We start from the raw sequence: 22,931 nt of genomic DNA, 5'->3' as shown, positions 1-22,931 counted from the left end.
CGTCTACCGCCGGGGGGCCGCGGTGGCCGGGCCTGCCAGGCCGTCGAGGACCCCGGGCGCCAGTCCGGCGACCAGTACCCTCTCGGGATCGACCGCCGCCGGCATGGTGATCGCATGCGGCGCCAGTTGCTCGAATCCCAAGGGTCCATAGTAAGGCAGGTCGCCCACCAGGAGCAGCACGGAATGGCCGTCGTTGCGCGCGGCTTCGGCGGCCATGCGCACCAGTTGCTTGCCCGCCCCGCGCCCCTTGAAGGACGGCTTGACCGCCAGCGGTCCCAGCAGGAGCGCCGGCCTGTCGCCGATCGTGATCGGGGTCAGCCGCACCGATGCCGCAACACCCTCGTCGACGACGGCGACGAAGGAGAGCGCCGGAAGATGCGGCACGCCCTCGCGCAGCCGGAAGGCAGCACGGGCAAATCGGCCGGGGCCGAAGGCTTCGGCGTGAAGGGCTTCGATTTCGGCGGAATCCGCCGGCGATTCGAGACGGTATGAGAAGGGTTGGGCGGTCATGAGACGGGCCTGCGATGGCGGATCCTGTTCAGGTCCGGTCCCGCCGCCGGCCGGGACGCTTTTCAGCGATTGCGGCAGGCAAGGAGCCGGACGGCGATCGGTGGCTGGAAGCCACGTCGCATCTGTCGTCGTCGCAGGTTGGCCGTCAGGGACATCGTTCGATCCTCAGGGTGCGCGGCGATACCACTTTCCCCATCGGGCGTCCAGCTTGGCCGGCTTACCATTCCGGCGCGGGCGCCGCGCCACCGGCGATTTCGTCCAGCCGACGCCGCGTCCCGTCGGTGGTTTCCGGTGGCAGGCGATCGATCGCATAGAAGCCGCTGTCGACGATCTCCCGGTTGCGCGGTGGCTCCGCTGCCTGCGACCAGTCCCGGCAGACATAAAGCGCCACATGGTCGCGTGGCGAGGCATGACGGTTGAGATAGATTCCGAACAGGTCCGCCCCCTCGACCCGGATCCCGCCCTCCTCCATCACTTCGCGCGCCATCGCCTGGACGAGGATCTCGCCGGCATCGACCCCGCCGCCGGGCAGATACCAGCCGGGAACGTAGCTGTGACGGACGAGGAAGACGCGCCCCTCGGGATCGAAGATCGCGGCGCGCACGCCGAGGGTCATGCCCCTGCGAAACCGCGAATAGAACAGAAACGCGCGAACCAACTGACGGTTCTTCCAGGATGCCATCCCGTCTCCCGATCCTTGTCCCGCTGCCAGACCGGGCCGCCACGGTTGGCAGACCGCTGTCCATCGCTCTATATGCCGTCCGGCGTCGCCGCCCGCCGGCAAGCCGCCGCACCCGTATCAGGGATACCCTGGCACGCCACCCACGACGTCGGCAGCCACCCGCCGACGCAGTTCATGGAACGTCGCACCAGTGTTCACCCTCGTCCAGCTTTCCGATCCGCATCTCGGTCCCCTGCCGTCGGTTCGATGGCGCCAGCTCGCCTCGAAGCGCATCTTCGGCTACGTCAACTGGCATCGGAACCGCGCTGCCGATCTCGGCCCGAAGAACCTGCGTGTGCTGGTCGACGAATTGCTCGACCGACCGCGCGACCACATTGCGGTGACCGGCGACCTGATCAACATCGGCCTGTCGCCGGAAATCGACGCCGCCGCCGAATGGCTGGCGGGCCTCGGCGCGCCGACGGAGGTGACCGCCGTGCCGGGCAACCACGATGCTTACCTGCCGAGCGCCATCCGCCACTACGAGAAGACTTGGCAACCCTACATGATCGGCGACGATCATGGCGATGCGCCGGTGGTCTTTCCCTTCACCCGGATACGGGGGCCGGTCGCCATTGTCGGGCTGTCCAGCGCCATCGCCACGGGACCGCTGATGGCGACTGGCCGGATCCGTCAGCCTCAGGCCGACCGTCTCGAGGCGGAACTCAAGCGGTTGGGCGAAGCCGGGCTGTTTCGCGTCGTGCTGATCCATCACCCGCCGGCAATCGGTTCCGCGCCCTGGCATCGGCGCCTGATTGGCGCCAGCCACTTCCGCAAGGCCCTGAAGAGCGCCGGCGCCGAACTGGTCCTGCACGGCCACAATCACCACACGACCGTCGATCGCATCGACGGACCGTCGGGGCCGATCCCGGTGATCGGCGCGTCGTCGGCCTCGCTGCCGCCCCGCCACGGTCGGCACGGTGGCAGCTACCTGACCTTCCAGATCGCCGCCGCAAACGGCGGTTTCGAATGCGACATGGAGGAACGCGGCACGCGGGCCGATGGCGGCGCGATCGAGACCCTGACCGAAGAACGGCTGGTCGGGCCCGGTGTCACCTAGGCGGGAACACGGATCCAGGCGTAGCCGAGAAGCACCGCCACCCCGATAAGGATGCCGAAGAGGAACGCCGCCGCGATCCAGCCGAGCGCCTTGCGGTCGGTCGAACGCGCTGCCGCCGGGGGCGCTGCCGCCGGGGCGGGAATGCCCTTCTCTTCCTGCCGCCGCGCAGTTTCCTCGCGCTTGGCGCGCCGGATCACCCAGTCGCCTTCGATGGCGCGTTCGCGCTCGATGATCCGCTCGGCGACATAGTCGGTGACGCAGTCGGCGACCTCGTCGAGATTGGCGGTCTCGATGATCACCGTCCGGCCGAGGCGGGTATCCTTGAGGAAGCGATAGGTCCTGCGATCGCGGCCAAGGACGACGAAGGAGGTCATGTCGATCCACAGCCGCGCCGGCGTTCCGGCACCAATGCTGAAGACGAAAGTGTCGTTATCCTCAGGGACTTCGGCGAAGACGCCCTTCAGTTCATCCGCCAGCATTTCGAGGCGGGCGCGCTCGGCGTCGCGCAACTCGACCACCACGTCGGAGCGTTCGGCCTCGGCCGTTCGCACGCGCCGGATGGCGGACTGAAGCGTCCGCACATTCCCGGCTCCGCCCTGACCTTCGGTGACGTCACTCATCGTTCTGGCTTCCTTCACGCGGATGCGTCTTGGTTAGCAATATGTTAGCAAGAACACGCACCCTTGGCATCAGGCTGTGCACACTTCGCGCCACAAAAGGAATTGCCGAAATGACCGAGCTTCCCACCGCGGCCAGACGGGTCCAGGAGGAGGCGGAACGGCTCGGATTGGAGATTTCCGTAACCGTGATGCCGGACAGCACCCGCACCGCGGAAGAGGCGGCGCAGGCTTGCGAATGTACTGTAAGTCAAATCGTCAAATCCCTGATATTCAAGGGAAAAGACAGCGAACAGGCTTACCTGTTCCTGGTCTCCGGCACCAACCGTGTCAACGAAAAGGCGATGGCGGAAACCATCGGCGAGGCGATCGTCCGGCCGGATGCCGATTTCGTCCGAAAGGCCACGGGTTTCGCCATCGGCGGCATCCCGCCCTTCGGCCACATGGTTAAGCTGCCGACCTTCCTGGATCAGGACTTGTTACAGTTTGGGACAGTCTGGGCGGCGGCCGGGACACCCCGGGCGGTCTTCGCGGTCGATCCGGGATACCTGCGCGACGCCCTTGTCCCGACAGTGATTCGTTTCGGCTGACGATTCGCCGCTTCGGTCAGCGACGACCGGCGGCGATCGCCGCCTCGACCGCATCACGACGCGGCATAGGGGCGACCGCGCCATACCCCTCCGTCGACAGCGCCGCCGCCATGTTGGCATAGCGTGCCGAGGCGAAGGGGTCGTTGGTGCGGAGGTATTCGGAGAGGAAGGCGCCGTCGAACATGTCGCCGGCGCCGGTGGCGTCGACGAGCTTGACGGCGATCGGCGGCAGTCGCTCGCGGCGGTCGGCGGTGGCGATGATGGCGCCGTCTTCGCCGAGGGTCAGGGCGACGATCTTCGCCCCCATCGCGAGGTAGAAATCGACGATCTTGTCCGGGTCGGTTAGGCCGGTCAGGTGGCGGGCGTCGTCGAGACCGGGGCGGACGATATCGGCAAGCGCCACGGCGGAATGGATGACGGCGCGGGCCCGGTCGAGCGGCCACAGCCGGAGACGGAGGTTGGTGTCGTAGGAGACGGTGACGCCGGCCGCCCGCGCGATCCGCATCGCGGCGAAGACGGCATCGGCGGCGCTCGACGAGATCGCCTGGCTGATACCCGACGCATGAAGGATGCGGGCGCCCTCGATCATCGCGACCGGCAACTGCTCCGGCGTCATCCGGCTCGCCGCCGAACCGGCCCGCATGTAGGAGAAGACGTGACCGTCGGCGGCATGGGTGACGAAATAGAGACCGGTATGGGCGACCGGGCTGCGGCTCACCGCGCTGGTGTCGATGCCCTCGTCGGCCCACAGCTTCATGAAGGACTCGCCGAACTGGTCGGCACCGACCGACGTGACATAGGCGACGCTGGCGCCCTGGCGGGCGGCGGCGATGGCGCAATTCGAGGTGTCGCCGCCATGGCCCTGGCGAAAGATGTCCTCGCCCTTCGGCTGGTTGAGTTCGAAGAGCGGCTCGCCGATGGAAATGATGTCAGGCATGGGTCCCCGTCGGTTTCGTTTTCATCCTGCGGCAAGGGTCATCGCACATTCCGGCGATTGTCGAAATCCACAATCCCGGCGCGCGAGGCGCGTCGCCGCTTCACACACACCGGCAATCGCCGCTATGGTCGGGGCTTGGTGTCACGCCTCCTCCCAGCGGTGACGACCCATGATCAAGGGTGTTCTTCTCGACCTCGCCGGGGTGGTCTATCTCGGCGAGAGCATGATTCCGGGCGCGGGCGAGGCAATCGCCCGGCTGCGCGACGCCGGCCTGCCGCTGCGCTTCGTCACCAACACCACGCGGATGTCGAAAACCGGCATCGTCGACCGGCTGGCGCGGATCGGCCTCCTCATCGACAATGACGAACTCGTCACGCCGGCGGAGGCGGCGCGCACTTGGCTCGTCGCCAACCGGCGATCGCCTCACCTCCTGGTCCATCCGGCGCTTGTCGAGGATTTCGCCGGCCTCCCCGACTTTCCGGACAAGGCGGTGGTCGTCGGCGACGCGGGACGCGACTTTACCTACGACACGCTGAACGACGCCTTTCGGGCGCTGTCCGGCGACGCCGACCTTCTCGCCCTGGCCAAGAACCGTACCTTCCGGGACGACGATGGCGACCTGAGCCTCGATGCCGGGGCTTTCGTCACCGCACTCGAATATGCCAGCCGGCGCGAAGCGGTGGTGCTCGGCAAGCCGGCGCCGGCTTTCTATGCGGCGGCGGCGGCCGGGGCTGGCTGCGCCATGACAGAGGCGGTGATGGTCGGCGACGATATCGAGGCGGATGTCTCCGGCGCGCTGGACGCCGGGATCGGCGCGGCGCTGCTGGTGCGGACCGGGAAATACACCGCCGGCATCGAGGACGGCGCGACGCCGCCGCCGACCGCCGTGGTCGACGACCTGGCGGCGGCGGCGACGTGGATCCTGGCGCATCGGAACGATCCGGCCGCCATCGGCTGACGGTCGTGAAAAGTCGGACGGCGCCATTGGCGGAATCGCGGCAACAGGCGATGGTGGCCGATCCTTCCCACCTGCCGGCAAGGACCGCCGATGGAGACCACCATGAAGACCCGTATCGACTGGGTGCGGCGGAACTGCCGCCTGCTTGCCGGGATCGCCACCGAGTTCGAAGCCGCGAAGCCGTTCGCCGGCAAGACCATCGGCACCGGCATCCACCTCGAACCGAAGACCGTGGCGCTGATCCTGACGCTGCAGGCCGGCGGAGCCCGGATGGTCTCGACCGGCAACCTCAACACCACCCAGCCGGAGGCGGTCGCCTATCTTCGCGACCACGGGGTGACGGTGATCGGCGGCCCGACCCGCAACCCGAAGGAGCACCACGAGAGCCTCGTTGCAGTGCTGGCGGAAGAACCGGACCTCATCCTCGACAACGGCGGCGACCTGTTCGACCTCTACCGGCAGAACCGGTATGCCGGCCTGCTCGGCGGCACCGAGGAGACCACCTCGGGGCGGATGCGGCTCGAACCGCTGCGCGACGACTTCCGGATGCCGATCCTCGTCATCAACGACAGCCCGATCAAGCAATTCGCCGAGAACGAACATGCCGTCGGCCAGAGCGTCCTGGAATCCTTCATCCGGATCACCAACCGCGCCACCAACGGCCAGCGCATCACGGTGTTCGGCTACGGCGCCTGCGGCAAGGGGGTCGCCGCCAACTTCCGCAACGCCAACGCCAGGGTCAGCGTCGTCGACCGCGATCCGCTCAAGCGCCTGCAGGCGCATCTCGACGGCCACGAAACGCCGCCCCGCGACGCGGCGATCGCCAGCGCCGACTTCATCGTCACCGTGACCGGCGGCAAGCACGTCATCGGCCCCGACGACCTGCCGCTGTTCAAGGATGGCGTCGTTCTCGCCAATGCCGGGCATTTTCCGCAGGAGATCGAGGCGGCGCGGATCGCGGGTGATGGCACGGTGGTCGAGCGGACGGCCTACGAAGTCGGCATCGAAACCCTGCGTCTGGCCGACGGCCGCACCATCGGCATCATCGCCGAAGGGCACATGTTCAACCTCGCCGGCCCGCGGCCGATGGGCAATTCGATCGAGTCGATGGATCTCGGCTTCGCCCTGCAGGCGCGATGCCTCGAGGCGATCGCGCTGGGCAAGGCCGAGCGGGATGCCTGCGTCGTGCCGGTGCCGCGCAACATCGACGACCGGGTCGCCAATGCCTTTCTCGATCTTTGCTATGGGGCCTGAGACCGGCGCCAGGTGCCGATCCGGGTCAAGCGTCCAGCCGGCAACCCGCCTTGCCGCCTAGAGCCGGCTTTCGAGCTCGACCTTCTCCGGGACGTCCTTGACGACGGCTTCGGCCGGGGAGGCGCGGGTTCGCCACATGGAATAGGCGACGCCGCCGCCGAGGATGACGAAGGTAACGGCGAGCGACCACTCGGCCGGGAACTTGGTCCAGCCCAGCATGTCGGCGACGAAGACCTTCGAGCCGACGAAGACCAGCAGGATCGCCAGCGCCTGCTTGAGATAGGCGAAACGGTGCATCACCGCGGCAAGCGCGAAATACAGCGCCCGCAGGCCGAGGATCGCGAAGATGTTTGACGTGTAGACGAGATAGGGATCGGTGGTGATGGCGAAGACCGCCGGCACCGAGTCGACGGCGAAGATGACATCGGCGACCTCGATCACCAGCAGGGCCAGGAAGAGCGGGGTGATGAAGGTGACGCGGCGGCCGGTGGCCGGGTCGGCCTGCTTGACGAAGAAGTGGTTGCCGTGGAGGCGATCGGTGACGCGGAAGCAGCGCCGGGCGAGCCTGAGAACGGGGTTGTTCTCGAGGTCGAAATGGCTGTCGGCCGACCACAGCATCTTGATGCCGGTGGCGACCAGGAAGGCGGCGAAGAGGTAGAGCACCCAATGGAACTCGGCGACCAGCGCGGCGCCGAAGCCGATCATCACGGCGCGCAGGACGATTACCCCGAGCACGCCCCAGAACAGCACCCGGTGCTGGTACTCGCGCGGGATCGACAGGTAGGTGAAGATCGTGGCGATGACGAAGAGGTTGTCCATCGCCAGGCTCTTCTCGACGACGAAGCCGGTGAGGTATTCGAGGCTCGCCTGCTGGCCGAGCTGAAGCGCGACCAGACCACTGAAGCCGACGCCGAGAGCGATATAGAAGGCGGAGAGGAGCAGGCTGTGGCAAACGCCGATCTGGCAGTTGCGGCGGTGGAAAACGCCAAGATCGAGGGCCAGCAGGACGCCGACGAGGCCGAGAAAGCCCAGCCACATCCAGATCGGATGACCAAGAAACAGCGTCTGCAGGTCCAAGCGTTTCGCTCCCTCACCAGGCGAGGGGCAGCACGATACGCCGGTTTTTGAGGACCCGGCATCGAGCGCACCCGATGCGGTCCGACATCACGACGCCACAGATGGCGTCGCCAGAGGGGCCCGGCCCGCAATCTCCCAAATGGGGGGCCGCCAGCCCGCCGCAAGGGCCGGCGCCGGGCGACCGGCACTTTTTTCTCGTTCGGAGACTTATTCGGGCGGCCGGACAGCCGGATTCTCGATCCGCTGGCGCAGCGCCGCCATCTCGACGCGCAATGCCTTGATTTCCTCAACCAGCGGCGCCGTCTCGTCGTGGATCATGTCGCGCTCGGCGGCACGTTCCTCATTCACCGCCTTTTCATGCTCGGCCTGCATGGCGTTGACGACGATACCGATGAACAGGTTGAGGACGGCGAAGGTGGTGATGACGATGAAGGGGACGAAGAAGGCCCAGGCATAGGGATAGGTTTCCATCACCGGCCGGACGATGCCCATCGACCAGCTCTCCAGCGTCATGATCTGGAACAGCGAATAGGCCGAGGCGCCGATCGACCCGAACCAGTCGGGGAACTGCTCGCCGAACAGCTTGGTCGCCATCACCGCGAAGACGTAGAAAAGCAGGCTGAGCAGGGCGACGACCGACCCCATGCCCGGCAACGCGGTGATCAGCCCGCCGACCACCCGCCGCAGCGACGGGACGCGGGTCACCAGCCTGAGGACGCGCAGGACACGCAGCGCCCGCAGCACCGAAAAGGTCTCGGTAGCCGGCACCAGGGCGATGGCGACGACGATGAAATCGAAGACGTTCCACGGATCGCGGAAATAGGCGCCACGATAGGCGATTATCCGCGCCGCGATCTCCACGACGAAGACGGCGAGGATCGCCCGGTCGAGCGTCTCGAGCAGCCAGCCATGGGAGGCCATGATCGTCTCGCTGGTCTCGAGGCCGAGGATCACGGCGTTGATGACGATCAGGACCATGATGACCCGCTCGGCGCGCGGATCATCGACTATCGAACGAAGCCAGGCAGACACGTAACCTCCTTCCGCAAGATCGCCGCTTGGCGGCGGCAACCATATAGGACACGCCCTCGCCGATTGCGCGCCCCCAGTGGCGGGGAAGCGCTCTTTTTCTGGCCTGTGGCCATGAGCCCGGCGGCTCCCGCCAGCGGGTCGGCTTGCGGGTTGGCCGGTGATTCGCGATAACCGGATCGGCTGACTTTTCCATGCGGTGCAGATGCGCGAGATTGAGCTCAAGTTCGAGATTGACGATCCGACGCTGAAGCGGCTGCGAGCGCAGATTCGCGCGTCGAAGCTTTCGACCGGCGCGTCACGGACGCGAACGCTGCGAAGCACCTATTTCGACACACCGGAACACGCCCTCAGGGCCGCCGGATTCTCGCTGCGGCTGCGCCGCGACGGACGCCGCTGGATCCAGACCGTGAAGACCACCGCCGCGCCGAACGGCGGCCTGACCGATGTCGGCGAGGTCGAGAATCCGGCGCCGGGCGGCCGCCTCTGCCTCGAGGCGATCCCCGACGAAACGATCCGCGACACGATCCTCCACGCCGTCAACGGCTCGGCGCTGCAGCCGGTCTGCGAGACGGTGATCCGCCGCCAGGCCAAGGAAGTCACGCTCGAGGACGGCACCCGGGCGGAACTCGCCATCGATGTCGGCGAGATCCATGCCGGCGAGCGGACGGAGCCGCTGCGCGAGGCCGAGATCGAGCTGATCGAGGGCGACCGGCGCGGCTTGTTCGACATCGCCCATCTCCTGTTCCCCGATGGGGGCCTGCGCTTTTCGCGGCTGTCGAAATCGGCGCGCGGCTTCCTGCTGGCGGAACGAGGCTGGATCGACCCGCCGCTGGCGCCGCGGAACGCGCAGACGGTGCCGCTCGACCCGAACGAGACCGCGGAACTGGCGGCGCGCGACATCCTGCGCGAGTGTTTCGACCAGGTGGCGACCAACATGGTCGTCATGCAGCGGCTCGACGATCCGGAGGGCCCGCATCAGTTGCGCGTCGGCCTGCGCCGCCTGCGCAGTGCCTTTTCGGTCTTCGCGCCGGTGCTGAAGAGCCCCGAGATGTCGCGGCTCGAGGACGAGGCGCGCTGGCTCGGCCATGTGGTCGGCGGTCTCCGCGATCTCGACGTGGTGACGAACGACATCATCCGGCGCGAAGCCGAGACGCATCCCGACCAGCCGGGCCTCGCCGCGCTCGACGCACCGCTGCGCCAGCATGCCGACGCGGTACGCAAGGAGGTGGCCGAGACGCTGACCGGGGCGCGGGCACAGGCTTTCGTCCTCGACCTGACCCGCTTCGTCGAGACGCGCGGCTGGATCCTGCCGGCGGATTTCGACCAGTCGCGGCGGCTGGCCACGCCGATCGCCAGACTGGCCGAGACGGCGCTCGCCGGGCACTGGAAGAAGGCCGGCAAATGCGCCCGCAGGATCGAGAAGCTGACGGTCGAGCAGCGCCACGACCTGCGCAAGGAGCTCAAGAAGCTGCGCTACGCGGTCGATTTCCTGTCGCCGCTCTACAGCAGGAAGGCGGTCGATCCGTTTCGCAAGCGGCTGCGCAAGATCCAGAACGTGCTGGGCGCGCTGAACGATTCGGTCATCGTCGCGGCGACGCTGGAGTCCACCGACCTCGACGCGATCGACGACCGCCAGGTGCAGCGGGCGATCGGCTGGGTGATCGGCGCCAGCCAGGCGCGCGCCGAGGGCTGCTGGGAAGAGGCCAAGGCCCGGTGGCGGGACCTCGAGGAAAGCCCGCAATTCTGGAAGAAGGCCGGCTGAGCCGTCGCCGACGAAGCCTAGACCAGGCGGCGGGCGAGCGTCATGCCGTCGCCGACGGGAAGCAGCACCGCATCGACCCGGTCGTCGCCGGCGATCTTGGCGTTGAGGGCGCGCACGGCGGCGACCCCGGCGCTGCCGGCGCCGGGCTCGGCGACCGCGCCGCTCATCAGCATGTTGTCGAGCACGATCACGCCGCCGACCCGGACAAGGTCGAGGCAGGCTTCGTAATAGCCGTCATATTCGGACTTCTGCGCGTCGATGAAGGCCATGTCGAAGCGGCTGGACGCGCCCTCGCCCTTCAGGGCCTCGAGTGTTTCGAGGGCGGGCGCGATGCGCAGGTCGATCCGCTCGGCGACACCTGCCTCCAGCCAGTGGCGCTTGCCGATGCTCGTCCATTCCTCGCTGACGTCGCAGGCGACGATCTCGCCATCCGGCGGCAGGGCCAGCGCCACGGCGAGCGCGCTGTAGCCGGTGAAGGTGCCGATCTCGAGCACCGCCCGCGCGCCGGTCAGACGCACGAGGAAGGCGAGGAAATGCCCCTGTTCGGGCGCGATCTGCATGCCGGCCTCGGGCAAGGCGGCGGTCTTGTCGCGCAACGTCGTCAGGACGGGGTGCTCGGCGGTATGGGCGCCGACGATATAGTCGTTGAGGCGCTCGCTGAGGCCGATCGAGGTACGCGACATGAGAGGGCTCCTTCAGAACGGCCGGGAGTGTCGGTCAGGCGGCGCGGCCATGCAACACCGAAGGCGGCAAACGTCGTGGAACCAATCGGGTCGGATATCGGTTAGCCTAGCTTGCCGATCGGCCAGCGACGGACCCTGCCGAGCGGGCCGAGGGCGAAAGGGGCGTAAAGCATGATCAGCCGCTGGGAATGGATCTGGACGCTGATCACCCGGCGGCTGTGGTTCCGCGCCGGGCTTTACGGGATCGTCGCGGTGCTCACGGCCCTCGTCGCGGCCTTTGTCCCGCCAGTGCTCGACAACACCGACATCACCGAGGTCTTCGGCGCCGATTCCGTCGAGGATATCCTGCGCATCATGGCGTCCAGCATGCTGGCGGTGGCGACCTTCTCGCTCGGCACCATGGTTTCGGCCTTCGCGGCGGCCGCCAGCACCGCGACACCCCGCGCCTCCCGCCTGCTGGTCGAGGATTCGACGTCGCAGAACGTGCTGTCGACCTTCATCGGCGCGTTCATCTTTAGCCTGGTCGGGATCATCGCCCTCAGCACCAGCTTCTACGGGCCGACCGGGCGGGTCATCCTGTTCTTCGTGACGCTGATCGTCATTGCCGGCGTCCTGATCACCTTCTTTCGCTGGATCGACTACCTGTCGCATCTCGGCCGGCTCGGCGAGACGGTGGACAAGGTCGAAGCGGCGACCGCCAAGGCGATCATGGCCCGGTGGCAGAGCCCGCATCTCGGCTGTGCGGCGCTTGTCTCGGTGCCGACCTCGTCCTTTCCCCTGCTCGGCAAGCGCATCGGCTACATCCAGTATCTCGACGTCAGCGCCCTCTCCCGGATAGCCGAGACCGCCGGCGGATCGATCTACGTCGTTCGCCTGCCGGGCGCGTTCAGCGACACCACCGAACCGCTGGCCTGGACATCCTGGGAGCCCGACGATGATGAGCGAGCGGCCCTGATCAACGCCTTCCTGATAGACAGCGCCCGCTCCTTCCCACAGGACCCGCGCTTCGGCCTGATCGTCCTGTCGGAAATCGCCTCGCGAGCACTGTCACCGGGGATCAACGATCCGGGCACCGCGATCGACATCATCGGCCGGGTCGTCCGGATCCTCTCCATCCTTGCAGGCGAACGCGACGCCGAGGCGGACGAGATCCACTACCCATCGGTCTTTATCCCCGCCGTCTCCGTGGATGATGCCTTCGACGACGTGTTCAATGCCATCGCACGCGACGGCGCCGCGACGCTCGAAGTCGGCATCCGGATGCAGAAGGCATTCCGAACCCTGGCCCGGATGGGCCGCCCCGACTTCGGCGACAATGCCCGTCGTCACTCGGCCCTTGCCCTGAAACGAAGCCTTGCCGCGCTGACGCTGGACGAGGACAAGCGCACCATCGAGGCGATCGCCGCCGAGGTCGGCGCAGGCGGCGATCAGGCGCGGAGCACATCCCTGAAATAGGCGATGGTCGGCATCAGGCCGTCTTCGAGGGCGACGCGGGGTCGCCAGTCGAGCTTCGCCTGTGCGAGGGAGATATCCGGACAGCGCTGGCGGGGGTCATCGACCGGCAGCGTGGCAGATACAAGCCTGCTTCCACTGTTGCCGGTCAGGCTGACGATCCTCATGGCGAGTTCGCGGATCGTGAACTCCGCCGGATTGCCCAGGTTGACCGGGCCAACGAAATCGTCCGGTGTCTCCATCAGCCGGATGAGGCCGTCGACAAGATCATCGACATAGCAGAAAGACCGCGTCTGGCTGCCGTCGCCATAAAGAGTGATCGGGTCACCGGCCAGCGACTGGACGATGAAGTTCGAAACCACCCGGCCGTCATTTGGCTGCATGCGCGGCCCATACGTGTTGAAGATGCGGGCGACCTTGATGGCCAGTCCGTGTTGACGACGATAATCGAAGAACAGCGTCTCGGCGCAGCGCTTGCCCTCGTCGTAGCATGATCGCGGCCCGATCGGATTGACGCGCCCCCAATAGCCTTCCGGCTGAGGATGCGCCTCTGGATCCCCATAGACTTCGCTGGTCGAGGCCTGAAGGATCTTGCAGCCGAGACGCCTTGCCAGTTCGAGCATGTTGATGGCGCCGATCACCGATGTCCTGGTCGTCTCGACGGGATCGCGCTGATAGTGGATCGGCGAAGCGGGACAGGCGAGATTGTAGATCTGGTCGACCTCGACCGAGAGCGGGATCGTGACGTCGTGGCGGATGAACCTGAACCGCGGGTGGTCGCGGAGATGGTCGACGTTGCTGGCCGCCCCGGTAAACAGGTTGTCGACGCAAATGACGTCGTGGCCGGCGGCAACCAGCCGGTCGACGAGATGCGACCCGAGAAACCCCGCACCCCCGGTGACGAGGATTCGCTGGCGACTGTCACGCGATGGCATGCGCGCTACCGTCTCGACGACCGGATGCCAACGTCATTGTGCGACGGTCCCGGACCGGTCCGACACGGGCACGCCGGCTGACACAGCGGCATCTCCCGCCGACACCCGGGCGCGCCGGGCGTTCCTGGCGATCGCTTCGATCGCCTCGATCAGGTTGTCCACGTCCACCGGACCGAACGGGCCTTCCTGCGGGAAGAACCGGTGGCTGAGGCCGAGGGCGTCTGCCAGCGACACGAAATAGCCGATCTCCGGCGCCCCGCCTTCGAGTTCGACGATGCTGGCATCCGGACGCATCCAGACGATATTCGACAGCGCTGCCCCATGCTGGGCGACAACGATATCCGCTACCTGAAACAAGGCGATCTGGGCCGCCAGCGATTGCCCTTCCAGAAGGACGCCGCGGCAGCCCGGGTACAGGCCGGAGAGGCTCTCGACCAGGTCTTCGTGGTTGCCCACCCGCCGACGCTCGGCGCCAGCCGTCTTCCGTCTCGACGGTTCCGAGGCATAGGACGGATCGTTGGCATAGAAGGGATCGGGCGGACCGCGATCGACGATGAGGATGCGGGGCTGGCCCAACCATTCGGCCTGCAAGGCCTGGCGGCGCGCCTCGACCCGATCGCCAAAGCGGGCCAGAAGCCAATCGACGCCGGCGCGGATGGCGACCGGATCGTAATCCCCTTTCACGGCGTCGAGATCGTAAGGAGCCAGTGAAACGCGCTCCGCCGTCGTCAACGGCATGCGTCCCTGAAGCCGGCGATGTTCGTCCTTGCCCAGCAGGATGAGGCCCGGCAGGTCCAGTTCATCGAGGATGGCGTCCATCGGACCGCACTCTTCGACAAGCAGCGGGATCGTGTCGTCGTCGCCCCCCGCCATGTAGCGGGCCAGCGGCAGCAGGACGCCAAAGAAGAAATGATAGAAGTGCGCCCGGCTGCCGGCGCGCGTTTTCAGGGTCATCAGACGCAGGGGTGGGGCAGTCATCAAACGCTCACACAGACGAAAAGCCGCCGCCGGCTGGCCGCGGCCATGCCAGGACGATCGCGAACGGATTGCCGACATCCGGCGGCAGATTGGAACTTCGCGGCGCTTCCCGCAAGCGGCGACTGGCCCATCCCGGTCATCACTCCGCCGGCTCGGGCCGATCGCGCCGACGCAGCAGGAAGAGCGCCACGACGACGAGCACGACGGTTATGATGTGGAAGGGCACGAAGTAGCTCAGGAACACGGACGCACCGCGGATCGGCGCGCCGTCGACGCCTTCACCCGGGGAGACCGCCCAGAACAGCGCGAACTGGGTGACGACGGCGAGAAAGAAGGCCATGAAGCCGATCGGCCGGAGCAGGACGAAGCCGTAGACGACGGCGATGTTGACCGCGAGATAGAAGACGTCGATCACCTGCCATTCGAGCGGCGCCGTCGCCCAGTCGAAGCCGCCCATGCCGAGCATGTTGAGAACCCGGCCAAAGGCGAAGATGCCGTAGCAGACGGCGACCAGCCACAGGATGATGCGCGCAGTCCAGTAAGCCAATGTATTCCTCCGACCGGGCCGCCCGCGCCGCCCGTTCCGGCGCGTCCCTTAGCGCAGATCACGCGCCGGATCACGCCCGTGCGGCGCTTTCGCCCGGAAAACCTGACAAACACGTGACGTGACTGTGAAGCCGCGAGCGGCGTATCAGCATTGCACGCGCCCCGCCAGCCGCCGATATTCCGGCCAAGGAGAATTATCCCGTGGCCCAGACCAAGACGTTTTCGCAAAAAATGCCCTGGAACGACCGGGCCGGAAAATTCGCGCCGTTCAAGGCCACGGTTCTCGTGCTGCTGGCGCTGCCGGCGCTATGGCTGCTCTACCGGACCCTGACCGGCGGACCGGCGGAGCCGACGGCTCTGGGGCCGCGCCCCTATATCGCGGCGATCCACTTCGTCGGCGACTGGACGATCTACCTGTTGCTGATAACGCTGGCGGTGACGCCGGCGCGGCGGCTGTTCGACTGGTCGAAGCTGATCCAGGTGCGGCGGATGATCGGCCTCGCCGCCCTCGCCTACATCCTCCTCCATTTCGTTCTCTATATCTTCGATTCCAAATGGGATCTCGGCTTCGTCGTGACCGAGATCGTCAAGCGCATCTACCTGCTGATCGGCTTCGTCGCGCTGCTCGGGCTGGTCGCGCTCGGCGTCACCTCGACCGACGGCTGGGTCAAGCGGCTCGGCGGCGTGCGCTGGAACCGGCTGCACAAGCTGATCTACATCATCACGCCGCTGGCGATCCTCCACTACTACATGCAGTCGAAGATCGACGTCAGCCAGCCGGTCCTGATGTCGGGCTTCTTCTTCTGGCTGATGGGCTACCGGATCATGGCCAAGCGCGGCTACAAGGAAGGCTTCGTGCCGCTGGCCCTCCTGTCGGTGGCGGCCGCGCTGCTGACCGTGGTGGTCGAGGCGGCCTGGTACGGGATCGCCACCGGCGTCAGCGTCGAGCGGGTACTGATGGCCAATCTCGACTTCTCCTTCCAGATCCGCCCGGCGTGGTGGGTGCTGTTCGCCGGCTTCGCCGTGACGGTACTTTCCGAAATCCGCAAGCGGCTGAAACCGGCCGGCGCATCGGCCCGGGGCGCGCCCGCCAGCCGGCCGGGCTGACCGCCGGCACCGCCCGCCGATATCGATATCGCCGCCCCGAACTTTTCGCTATCACTGCGCATTGCCTGTCTGACCGGCGCGGCGCGGCCGCGGCCCGGAAGCGCATCGGGGGTTGGAACCATGAAAGCAACCACAGCCGTCCTTGCCTGCCTGCTGACTGCCGCCACCCTGTCGGGCTGCGTCTCGACACGGGCCGAACGCGGCGCGGTCATCGGCGGGGTTTCCGGCGCGGCGGTCGGCGCCATCGCCGGCGGTTCGGTCGGCGGCGCGGCGATCGGCGGGGCGGCCGGCGCCGTCGCCGGTTACGTCATCGGCAAGAACACCAAGCCGTGCTGGCGCACCAACATCTTCGGCCAGCGCTACAAGGGCTGGTGCATCGGCTGATCCCGCCCGGGAACAGCCCAAAAGGCCATGAGAGGGCCTGCCGACGGCCCGCCGCCCGGCGGAAGACGCCAAACTGCGACCGGATGACCGCTGCCGCTGGCTACATGGCCGCACGATGCTTATGTATCGGGCACACGATTCATCTCAAAGAAAACCACCCAGGGGGGAAGCTATGAAATTCGAGACGCGAAAGCTCGGCCGGACCTCGGCGGAAGTGACGACACTGGGCCTGGGCGGCGCGACGCTTGGCGGCAACCAGGCGCACCTGACCGACGCCGACGCCAAGATTCTCTGCCTCGAAGCCTTCGATTCCGGCATTCGCTATTTCGACACGGCGCCCTTCTACGGCTACGGACGCTCTGAACGCCTGGTCGGCGACACGCTGCGCCATCTCGACGGCTGGACGCTGTCGACGAAGGTCGGACGCCTGCTTCGGCCGCGCAAGGGCGAGCAGAGCCAGAACGACGACTGGCGCCAGCCGCTGCCCTTCGAACCCGTCTTCGATTATTCCTATGACGGCGTCATGCGCTCCTACGAGGACAGCCTGCAGCGGCTCGGCCTCGACCATATCGACGTCCTCTACATCCACGACATCGACACCTTTACCCACGGCGCCGAGACGCAGCCAAAGATGCATGCCGCCGCCATGGATGGCGCCGCACGGGCGCTCGACGACCTGCGCAGCAGCGGCGCGGTCAAGGCGATCGGCATCGGCGTCAACGAATCGCAACCGATTGCCGACGCGCTGTCCCATGCCCAGTGGGACTGCTTCCTGCTTGCTGGCCGCTACACGCTGCTCGAGCAGGATTCGCTCGATACGCTGCTGCCGGCGGTCGAGAAGCACGGCGCATCGATCATCATCGGCGGGCCGTTCAACTCCGGCATCCTGGTCGGCCGCGAGACCTGGAACTACGTCAAGGCGCCTGAATCGGTGATGACCAAGGTCAAGGCGATGGCCCGGGTCTGCGAGGCCCACAACGTGCCGCTCGCCGCCGCGGCGCTGCGTTTCCCGCTCGCCCATCCGACGGTCGCCGGCACCATTCCCGGCCCGCGATCGGCCGAGGAGATGAACCAGATCCTAGAATGGTGGACCGCCGACATTCCCGGCTCGCTGTGGAGCGACCTCAAGAACGAGAAGCTGATCGCCACCAACGCGCCGGTTCCGGCGTAAGCCACCCCGACCAACCGATCGCCGCCTGATGTATTCCGAGCTCACCGCCCTCGCCACCGTCATCGTCATCGACCTCGTCCTCGCCGGCGACAACGCGGTGGTGGTCGGGATGGCGGCGGCGGGGCTGCCGATGGAGCTTCGCAAGAAGGCGATCATCTTCGGCATCGTTGCGGCGGCGCTGCTCAGGATCGTCTTCGCCATCTTCACGGTGGAACTGCTCGGCATCATCGGCCTGCTGCTGGCCGGCGGCCTGCTGCTCCTCTGGGTGTCGTGGAAACTGTGGCGGGAACTGCGGGACGGCGGTCACAGCGCCGCCGCGCTCGGCACCGACGCGCTCGACGTCGAGATCGACGGCAAGCTCCACGGCCAGGCGGTCGAAGGATCGCCGGGCACGAAGGCGGTTGGTGGCCCGCAGCAATGCAAGACCCTGAAACAGGCGCTGATCCAGATCGTCGTCGCCGACGTCTCGATGTCGCTCGACAACGTGCTCGCCGTCGCCGGCACCGCGCGCGATCACCTGTGGGTGATGGTCGTCGGGCTGGCATTGTCGGTGGCGCTGATGGGGATCGCCGCGACCTTTATCGCCAAGCTGCTCCATCGCCATCGCTGGATCGCCTATCTCGGGCTTATCCTGATAGCCTGGGTGGCGGCGGTGATGATCTGGGACGGCGCGGTCGAGGTGATGAACGCCGTCGATCCGGATTTGTTGTAGGCTGCACTCTTCCCCCGACCGAGGAGAAGACATGACCCGCTACCGCCCCGCCGATCTCGTCGACTTCACCGCCGCCCTGTTCGCCGCCGCCGGCATGGATGGCGACAAGCCGGCGACGGTCGCCGAGCTGCTGGTCGAGGCCGACCTGATGGGTCACGACACCCACGGGCTGAACCTCGCGCCGAACTACCTGCGCGAACTCGAGAACGGCGAGATGCGGGCAACGGGCGACCCCGAGGTGCTGTCCGACCACAAGGCGGCGCTGCTGTGGGACGCGCGGCGGCTGTCGGGCGTATGGATCACCGCTCGCGCCATCGACGAGGCCTGCAATCGCGCCAGCGACTATGGCGTCGCGACGGTCTCGGTGCGCGAGTCGCACCACATCGCCTGCCTCGCGGCCTACCTCACCCGCGCCACCAACCGCGGCCAGGTCGTCCTGATCGCCTGCTCCGATCCGGCCGTCGCCACCGTCGCGCCGCATGGCGGGCTCGATCCCGTCTTCACCCCGGACCCCTTCGCCGCCGGCTTCCCGACCGAGGGCGACCCGATCCTGATCGACATGAGTTCCTCGATCACCACCAACGGCATGGCCGGAAGGCTGAGGGGCGGCGGCGAGCATTTTCCCGGCAAATGGGCGCAGGATCACGCTGGCAACGCCACCAACGACCCGCGCATCCTGTTCGACGAACCGAAAGGCACGCTGCTGCCGACCGGCGGCCACGACCACGGCCACAAGGGCTACGGCATGGCGCTGATCGTCGAGTCGCTGAGCCAGGGTCTGTCGGGCGACGGGCGATCGTCCAAGCCGAGTTTCTGGGGCGCGGCGATCTTCATCCAGGTCTTCGAGCCCGACGCCTTCGCCGGCCGCGTCGCCTTCAACCGCGAGACCAGCGAACTGGTGTCGCTCTGCCACGGATCGCGGCCCGCCGTCGGCATCGAGAAGGTGCGGCTGCCCGGCGAGAGGGCGCTGGCCCGCAAGCGCGACGCGATGCGCAACGGGCTGGCGCTCTACCCCGGCATCGTCGACCGGCTGGAGCCCTGGGCCGAGAAATACGGCGTGCCACTGCCGCAGACGCTCTAGCCCCGGCCGGCGGCCCTCAGAAGAGCGCCACCACCAACGCGTAGACCGCCATGACGATGACGATCACCGAACCGACCGTGTAGAAAGTGGCGCGGACCTCGTGACGCTGCCCGCTGGTATAGGCGACGGTATGGGCAAGGCGCGTGATGACGAAGGCATACATGAGGATATTGGCGAGGATGAGCGACGGCCCGACCGCGACGAACAGCAGGCCGGCGGCGAGAAAGCCGGGAATATTCTCCAGATCGTTGCGCTGGATTCGCCGGGACCGCTCGACATAGTCATTCGGTTCAAGCTGTTCGGGACGCGGATTGCGGTTCGCCGGGCCGGGCTTGAGGTCCTCGGGATTGAGGAGACCCGCGTCGGTCCCCATCATCCTGACGACAGTCACCCAGCCCTGCCCCATCAGCTTGAGGATCATGATCGACGCCGCGATCACGTAGGTGACGAAAACCGGGTTCTCCATGCTTAGCAAAGACATCGCACCGACCTCCCCTTTAATGAAACTTTATGTTTCTCGAAAATATCCGATCCGGGGGGATTGTCAATATTGGTGAAAGACACTGTATCATGAAGCCATGACCCGCCCCTACCGATTGAAACAGCGCGCCGAGCGCCAGGACCAGACGCGGCAAAAGATCGTCGATGCGGCGATCGCCCTGCACCAGACCAAGGGGCCGGCGGCGACCTCGATGGCCGATATCGCGGCGAAGGCGAAGGTCGGACGGGTCACCGTCTATCGCCACTTTCCCGACGAGACAGCGCTGACACGCGCCTGCAGCGGGCAGTATTTCAGTGAAAACCCGTTGCCGGATCCGACCGCATGGCTTGCGATAGCCGACGCCAGGACGCGCCTGCGCCATGGTCTGCGCGAGAGCTATGCCTTTCATCGGAGGACCGAAGCGATGATCGGTCGCGTCCTCACCGACGCCCGCGATCACCCGGTCATGGCGCCCTATCACGAACACTGGCAACGCACCGTCGAGGTCCTGGCCGCCCCCTTCAGGGCGAAAGGGCAGGCAAGGAAACTCCTCGACGCGGCACTGGCGGTCGCGGTGAGCTTCGACACATGGCGGACGCTGGTGCGCGACCGCGGCCTGACGGACGATCAGGCGATCGCCGTCATGCTACGGCTGACCTGCGACTGCGACGAGGGCGGCACGTAAGGCGCCCGATGTGGCGAGAGGCCGTCTTCGCGCCGCCAGCTTGACCTCGCCATCGTCGCGGGAATCGAGCCCGACGGACAGCGCGCCGATGGTTTCGGTTCCATTCATCGTGCCGAGAGTCACCGGCTGCCGGGAGGGAATCCCATACGCTATTGCTACCATGACGACGTCCTGTCCGCTCGCCTCCCGGACCGGCCGGTTTTGCGGTTGGCTTCGCGGTGGCGTTCCACTATTTCTGCGGCGGCGAAAACCGCGTGGGAGAGACATGAGACAGCCCCTGTTCATGGGCGTTGACGGCGGCGCGACCCGGACCCGCGCCAGGCTTCGCGACGCCCAGGGTCGCCAGCTCGGCGAAGGCGCGGCCGGCGCAAGCAACGCGCGCTTCAAGGACTCCGCCTTTGCCGAGGTGCTGAAGGCCTGCCGCGCGGCGGCCGACGAAGCCGGGCTCGACGAAGGCGATCTCAGCCGCGTCCATGCCGGATTCGGGCTCGCCGGCACGCAGCAGGCCTGGGACCGCGACTTCATCCTCGCCCAACCCCATCCCTTCGCCTCGGTGGTCGTCGATACCGACGCCTATGCCGCCTATCTCGGCGCCTGCGGCGACCGGGACGGCGCCATCCTGATCGTCGGCACCGGCTTTGCCGGCCTCGCGGTGATCAACGGCGAGCGGATCACCGTCGGCGGCTGGGGTGACGACATCGCCGACGAAGGCAGCGGCATGATGATCGGCCGCAATGCCATTCGCCGCTCGATCTGGGCGATGGAGGGCATGGCGCCGCTGACGCCGCTGGCCGAGGCCGTTCTCGCCCGCTTCGACAACGATGCGGCGAAGGCGGTGGAATGGGCCGAGCGCGCCACCCCCGGCGACTATGGCAGCTTCGCACCGGCGGTGTTCGAGCATGCCGCGCGGCGCGACGCACTGGCAATGCCGATCCTCGAGGAGGCGGCGCGCGACGTGACCCGCGCCATCGCCCGGCTGCTGGAACTCGGCGCGCCGACGGTGGCGATGATCGGCGGCGTCTTCCCCGAAATCCTGCCGTGGCTGGCGCCGCCCTATCGCGACGTCTGCGTCGCGCCGGAAAGCGACGCTGCCGATGGCGCCATCCTCATGGCGAAGAACGCATTCGCCGAAAGGAAACTGGCATGATGCAAGACGGTACGACCGGCAACCGGTCGCTGATGCTGAGCGAAACGTTCGAAGCGCCGGAGGTGGTGGCGCGGCTGATCGCGGCCAATGCCGACACCTGCCGCGACCTCGGCGCGCGGCTGCGCGACCGGCCGCCGCAATTCGTCGTCACCTGCGCCCGCGGCTCGTCCGACAGCGCCGCGACCTATGCCAAGTATCTCTTCGAGCTGCATCTCAACACGATCGTTTCATCGGTCGGCCCCTCGGTCACCTCGATCTACGGCGCGCGGCCGCGCATGCGCGACGCGCTGTTCATCGCCATTTCGCAGTCGGGCAAGAGCCCCGACCTCCTGACGCTGGCGACGGCGGCGCGCGACGACGGCGCGCTGACGGTGGCGATCGTCAACGACACCGCCTCGCCGCTCGCAGCACTCTGCGACATCGTGCTGCCGGTCCATGCCGGGGCCGAGCGCAGCGTCGCGGCGACGAAATCCTATATCGCCTCGCTCGCCGCCGTGCTCCAGCTCGGCGCCCACTGGAGCGGCGACACGGCGCTGATCGACGCTGTCGCCCGACTGCCGGACGACCTTGGCGACGCGCTGGCCTGCGACTGGCAAGGCCTGGTCCCGCTCCTCACCGACGCCCGCAGCCTCTACGTCATCGGCCGCGGTCCCGGCCTCGCGGTTGCCCAGGAAGCCGCGCTGAAACTCAAGGAAACCAGCGGCATTCACGCCGAGGCGATGAGCGCCGCCGAGATGAAGCACGGGCCGCAGCGGATCGCCGGGCCGGACTTCCCGGTGGTCGTCTTCAGCCAGGACGATGCGGCGCTCGACTCGCTCGCCGAAACCGGGGCGGAGCTGCTGGCCCGCGGCGTGCCGGTGATCTCGGCCGGACCGGCCACAATCCCCGGGGCGGTGGTGCTGCCGACGACCGCCGGCGTCCATCCGCTGGTCCAGCCGCTGACCACGATCCAGAGCTTCTACCCGATGGCCGAGACCGTCTCGCGCGCCCGGGGCAACGATCCCGACCGGCCGCCGCATCTCAGCAAGGTCACCGAAACCCGATGAACGCC

The 22,931-nt window shown here is 67.2% G+C and carries 25 protein-coding genes; 14 read left to right on the top strand and 11 right to left on the bottom strand.

Translation table 11 applies throughout. From position 1 onward, the window contains the following. Positions 1 to 3: 3 nt before the first annotated feature. Positions 4 to 510: a GNAT family N-acetyltransferase gene (locus tag BLT60_RS18080; RefSeq protein WP_090878576.1), complete on the bottom strand. Its 507-nt coding sequence runs from the start codon at positions 508 to 510 to the stop codon at positions 4 to 6. Positions 511 to 727: 217 nt separating this feature from the next. Beyond that, a complete protein-coding gene (locus tag BLT60_RS18075; RefSeq protein WP_090878574.1) occupies positions 728 to 1,192 on the bottom strand; it encodes an NUDIX domain-containing protein in 465 nt (154 codons plus the stop codon). Positions 1,193 to 1,382: 190 nt separating this feature from the next. On the opposite strand from BLT60_RS18075, the gene BLT60_RS18070 reads away from it, so the two are divergent. After that, positions 1,383 to 2,291, top strand: a complete 909-nt coding sequence (locus BLT60_RS18070; protein WP_090878572.1) for a metallophosphoesterase family protein — start codon at positions 1,383 to 1,385, stop codon at positions 2,289 to 2,291. Here BLT60_RS18070 and BLT60_RS18065 read toward each other — a convergent pair. After that, positions 2,288 to 2,911, bottom strand: a complete 624-nt coding sequence (locus tag BLT60_RS18065) for a hypothetical protein (protein WP_090878933.1) — start codon at positions 2,909 to 2,911, stop codon at positions 2,288 to 2,290. The genes BLT60_RS18070 and BLT60_RS18065 overlap by 4 nt on opposite strands. A gap of 29 nt (positions 2,912 to 2,940) precedes the next feature. Here BLT60_RS18065 and BLT60_RS18060 point away from each other — a divergent pair, with 29 nt between their 5' ends. After that, positions 2,941 to 3,498: a YbaK/EbsC family protein gene (locus tag BLT60_RS18060; protein WP_342028619.1), complete on the top strand. Its 558-nt coding sequence runs from the start codon at positions 2,941 to 2,943 to the stop codon at positions 3,496 to 3,498. A 16-nt stretch (positions 3,499 to 3,514) separates the two neighbouring features. Here BLT60_RS18060 and BLT60_RS18055 read toward each other — a convergent pair whose 3' ends face one another. After that, a complete protein-coding gene (locus BLT60_RS18055; RefSeq protein ID WP_090878568.1) occupies positions 3,515 to 4,435 on the bottom strand; it encodes a sugar kinase in 921 nt (306 codons plus the stop codon). A gap of 169 nt (positions 4,436 to 4,604) precedes the next feature. Here BLT60_RS18055 and BLT60_RS18050 point away from each other — a divergent pair, with 169 nt between their 5' ends. Together BLT60_RS18050 and BLT60_RS18045 are read left to right on the top strand one after the other, a co-directional pair. Further along, positions 4,605 to 5,393, top strand: coding sequence for a TIGR01458 family HAD-type hydrolase (locus BLT60_RS18050; RefSeq protein ID WP_090878566.1), 789 nt, complete (start codon positions 4,605 to 4,607; stop codon positions 5,391 to 5,393). Positions 5,394 to 5,495: 102 nt separating this feature from the next. Next, on the top strand, positions 5,496 to 6,647 hold the full coding sequence (locus tag BLT60_RS18045) for an adenosylhomocysteinase (protein ID WP_090878931.1): 1,152 nt from the start codon (positions 5,496 to 5,498) through the stop codon (positions 6,645 to 6,647). A gap of 57 nt (positions 6,648 to 6,704) precedes the next feature. On the opposite strand, the gene BLT60_RS18040 is transcribed toward BLT60_RS18045, so the two are convergent. Together BLT60_RS18040 and BLT60_RS18035 are read right to left on the bottom strand one after the other, a co-directional pair. Further along, positions 6,705 to 7,685 carry a TerC family protein gene (locus BLT60_RS18040; RefSeq protein ID WP_175478534.1) on the bottom strand — a complete coding sequence of 327 codons (981 nt, stop codon included), beginning with the start codon at positions 7,683 to 7,685 and terminating at the stop codon, positions 6,705 to 6,707. A gap of 246 nt (positions 7,686 to 7,931) precedes the next feature. Next, on the bottom strand, positions 7,932 to 8,756 hold the full coding sequence (locus BLT60_RS18035) for an ion transporter (protein ID WP_244521322.1): 825 nt from the start codon (positions 8,754 to 8,756) through the stop codon (positions 7,932 to 7,934). Positions 8,757 to 8,958: 202 nt separating this feature from the next. Here BLT60_RS18035 and BLT60_RS18030 point away from each other — a divergent pair, with 202 nt between their 5' ends. Beyond that, positions 8,959 to 10,518, top strand: coding sequence for a CYTH and CHAD domain-containing protein (locus BLT60_RS18030; protein WP_090878562.1), 1,560 nt, complete (start codon positions 8,959 to 8,961; stop codon positions 10,516 to 10,518). Between the two features lie 17 nt (positions 10,519 to 10,535). On the opposite strand, the gene BLT60_RS18025 is transcribed toward BLT60_RS18030, so the two are convergent. Continuing rightward, complete coding sequence (locus tag BLT60_RS18025; protein WP_090878560.1) at positions 10,536 to 11,201, bottom strand: class I SAM-dependent methyltransferase; 666 nt, start codon at positions 11,199 to 11,201, stop codon at positions 10,536 to 10,538. Positions 11,202 to 11,372: 171 nt separating this feature from the next. Here BLT60_RS18025 and BLT60_RS18020 point away from each other — a divergent pair, with 171 nt between their 5' ends. Further along, the gene (locus BLT60_RS18020) at positions 11,373 to 12,656 is read left to right on the top strand and encodes a DUF2254 domain-containing protein (RefSeq protein ID WP_090878558.1); all 1,284 of its coding nucleotides are present in this window, start codon (positions 11,373 to 11,375) and stop codon (positions 12,654 to 12,656) included. On the opposite strand, the gene BLT60_RS18015 is transcribed toward BLT60_RS18020, so the two are convergent. From BLT60_RS18015 to BLT60_RS18005, 3 genes are all read right to left on the bottom strand, one after another. Further along, positions 12,629 to 13,588 carry a UDP-glucuronic acid decarboxylase family protein gene (locus BLT60_RS18015; protein WP_090878557.1) on the bottom strand — a complete coding sequence of 320 codons (960 nt, stop codon included), beginning with the start codon at positions 13,586 to 13,588 and terminating at the stop codon, positions 12,629 to 12,631. The genes BLT60_RS18020 and BLT60_RS18015 overlap by 28 nt on opposite strands. A 33-nt stretch (positions 13,589 to 13,621) precedes the next feature. Beyond that, on the bottom strand, positions 13,622 to 14,407 hold the full coding sequence (locus BLT60_RS18010) for a glycosyltransferase 61 family protein (protein WP_244521321.1): 786 nt from the start codon (positions 14,405 to 14,407) through the stop codon (positions 13,622 to 13,624). A gap of 298 nt (positions 14,408 to 14,705) precedes the next feature. After that, positions 14,706 to 15,113 (bottom strand): hypothetical protein, encoded by a 408-nt coding sequence (locus tag BLT60_RS18005; RefSeq protein WP_090878553.1) that lies wholly within the window; start codon positions 15,111 to 15,113, stop codon positions 14,706 to 14,708. Between the two features lie 200 nt (positions 15,114 to 15,313). Between BLT60_RS18005 and BLT60_RS18000 the strand changes: the two genes are divergently transcribed. The 5 genes from BLT60_RS18000 to BLT60_RS17980 all read left to right on the top strand — a co-directional run bounded on the left by BLT60_RS18000 (position 15,314) and on the right by BLT60_RS17980 (position 19,567). Then, entirely contained in the window at positions 15,314 to 16,219 is a 906-nt protein-coding gene (locus BLT60_RS18000) for a protein-methionine-sulfoxide reductase heme-binding subunit MsrQ (RefSeq protein ID WP_244521320.1), read from the top strand. Between the two features lie 120 nt (positions 16,220 to 16,339). Further along, complete coding sequence (locus tag BLT60_RS17995) at positions 16,340 to 16,603, top strand: YMGG-like glycine zipper-containing protein (RefSeq protein ID WP_090878549.1); 264 nt, start codon at positions 16,340 to 16,342, stop codon at positions 16,601 to 16,603. Between the two features lie 172 nt (positions 16,604 to 16,775). Beyond that, a complete protein-coding gene (locus BLT60_RS17990) occupies positions 16,776 to 17,774 on the top strand; it encodes an aldo/keto reductase (protein WP_090878547.1) in 999 nt (332 codons plus the stop codon). A 28-nt stretch (positions 17,775 to 17,802) separates the two neighbouring features. Continuing rightward, the gene (locus BLT60_RS17985) at positions 17,803 to 18,486 is read left to right on the top strand and encodes a YjbE family putative metal transport protein (RefSeq protein WP_090878545.1); all 684 of its coding nucleotides are present in this window, start codon (positions 17,803 to 17,805) and stop codon (positions 18,484 to 18,486) included. 31 nt (positions 18,487 to 18,517) lie between these two features. Beyond that, positions 18,518 to 19,567: an Ldh family oxidoreductase gene (locus BLT60_RS17980; protein WP_090878543.1), complete on the top strand. Its 1,050-nt coding sequence runs from the start codon at positions 18,518 to 18,520 to the stop codon at positions 19,565 to 19,567. Between the two features lie 16 nt (positions 19,568 to 19,583). Here BLT60_RS17980 and BLT60_RS17975 read toward each other — a convergent pair whose 3' ends face one another. Beyond that, a complete protein-coding gene (locus BLT60_RS17975; RefSeq protein ID WP_090878541.1) occupies positions 19,584 to 20,048 on the bottom strand; it encodes an MAPEG family protein in 465 nt (154 codons plus the stop codon). 97 nt (positions 20,049 to 20,145) lie between these two features. On the opposite strand from BLT60_RS17975, the gene BLT60_RS17970 reads away from it, so the two are divergent. The 3 genes from BLT60_RS17970 to BLT60_RS17960 all read left to right on the top strand — a co-directional run bounded on the left by BLT60_RS17970 (position 20,146) and on the right by BLT60_RS17960 (position 22,926). Beyond that, positions 20,146 to 20,733 carry a TetR/AcrR family transcriptional regulator gene (locus tag BLT60_RS17970; RefSeq protein ID WP_090878539.1) on the top strand — a complete coding sequence of 196 codons (588 nt, stop codon included), beginning with the start codon at positions 20,146 to 20,148 and terminating at the stop codon, positions 20,731 to 20,733. A gap of 265 nt (positions 20,734 to 20,998) precedes the next feature. Next, the gene (locus BLT60_RS17965) at positions 20,999 to 21,880 is read left to right on the top strand and encodes a glucosamine kinase nucleotide-binding domain-containing protein (protein ID WP_090878537.1); all 882 of its coding nucleotides are present in this window, start codon (positions 20,999 to 21,001) and stop codon (positions 21,878 to 21,880) included. Next, the gene (locus BLT60_RS17960) at positions 21,877 to 22,926 is read left to right on the top strand and encodes an SIS domain-containing protein (RefSeq protein ID WP_244521319.1); all 1,050 of its coding nucleotides are present in this window, start codon (positions 21,877 to 21,879) and stop codon (positions 22,924 to 22,926) included. Before BLT60_RS17965 ends, BLT60_RS17960 begins: the two co-directional genes overlap by 4 nt. Positions 22,927 to 22,931 lie beyond the last annotated feature (5 nt).

Source organism: Bauldia litoralis, from assembly GCF_900104485.1.
Classification (GTDB): domain Bacteria; phylum Pseudomonadota; class Alphaproteobacteria; order Rhizobiales; family Kaistiaceae; genus Bauldia; species Bauldia litoralis.
This window is presented reverse-complemented; position numbering and strand designations above follow the sequence as displayed.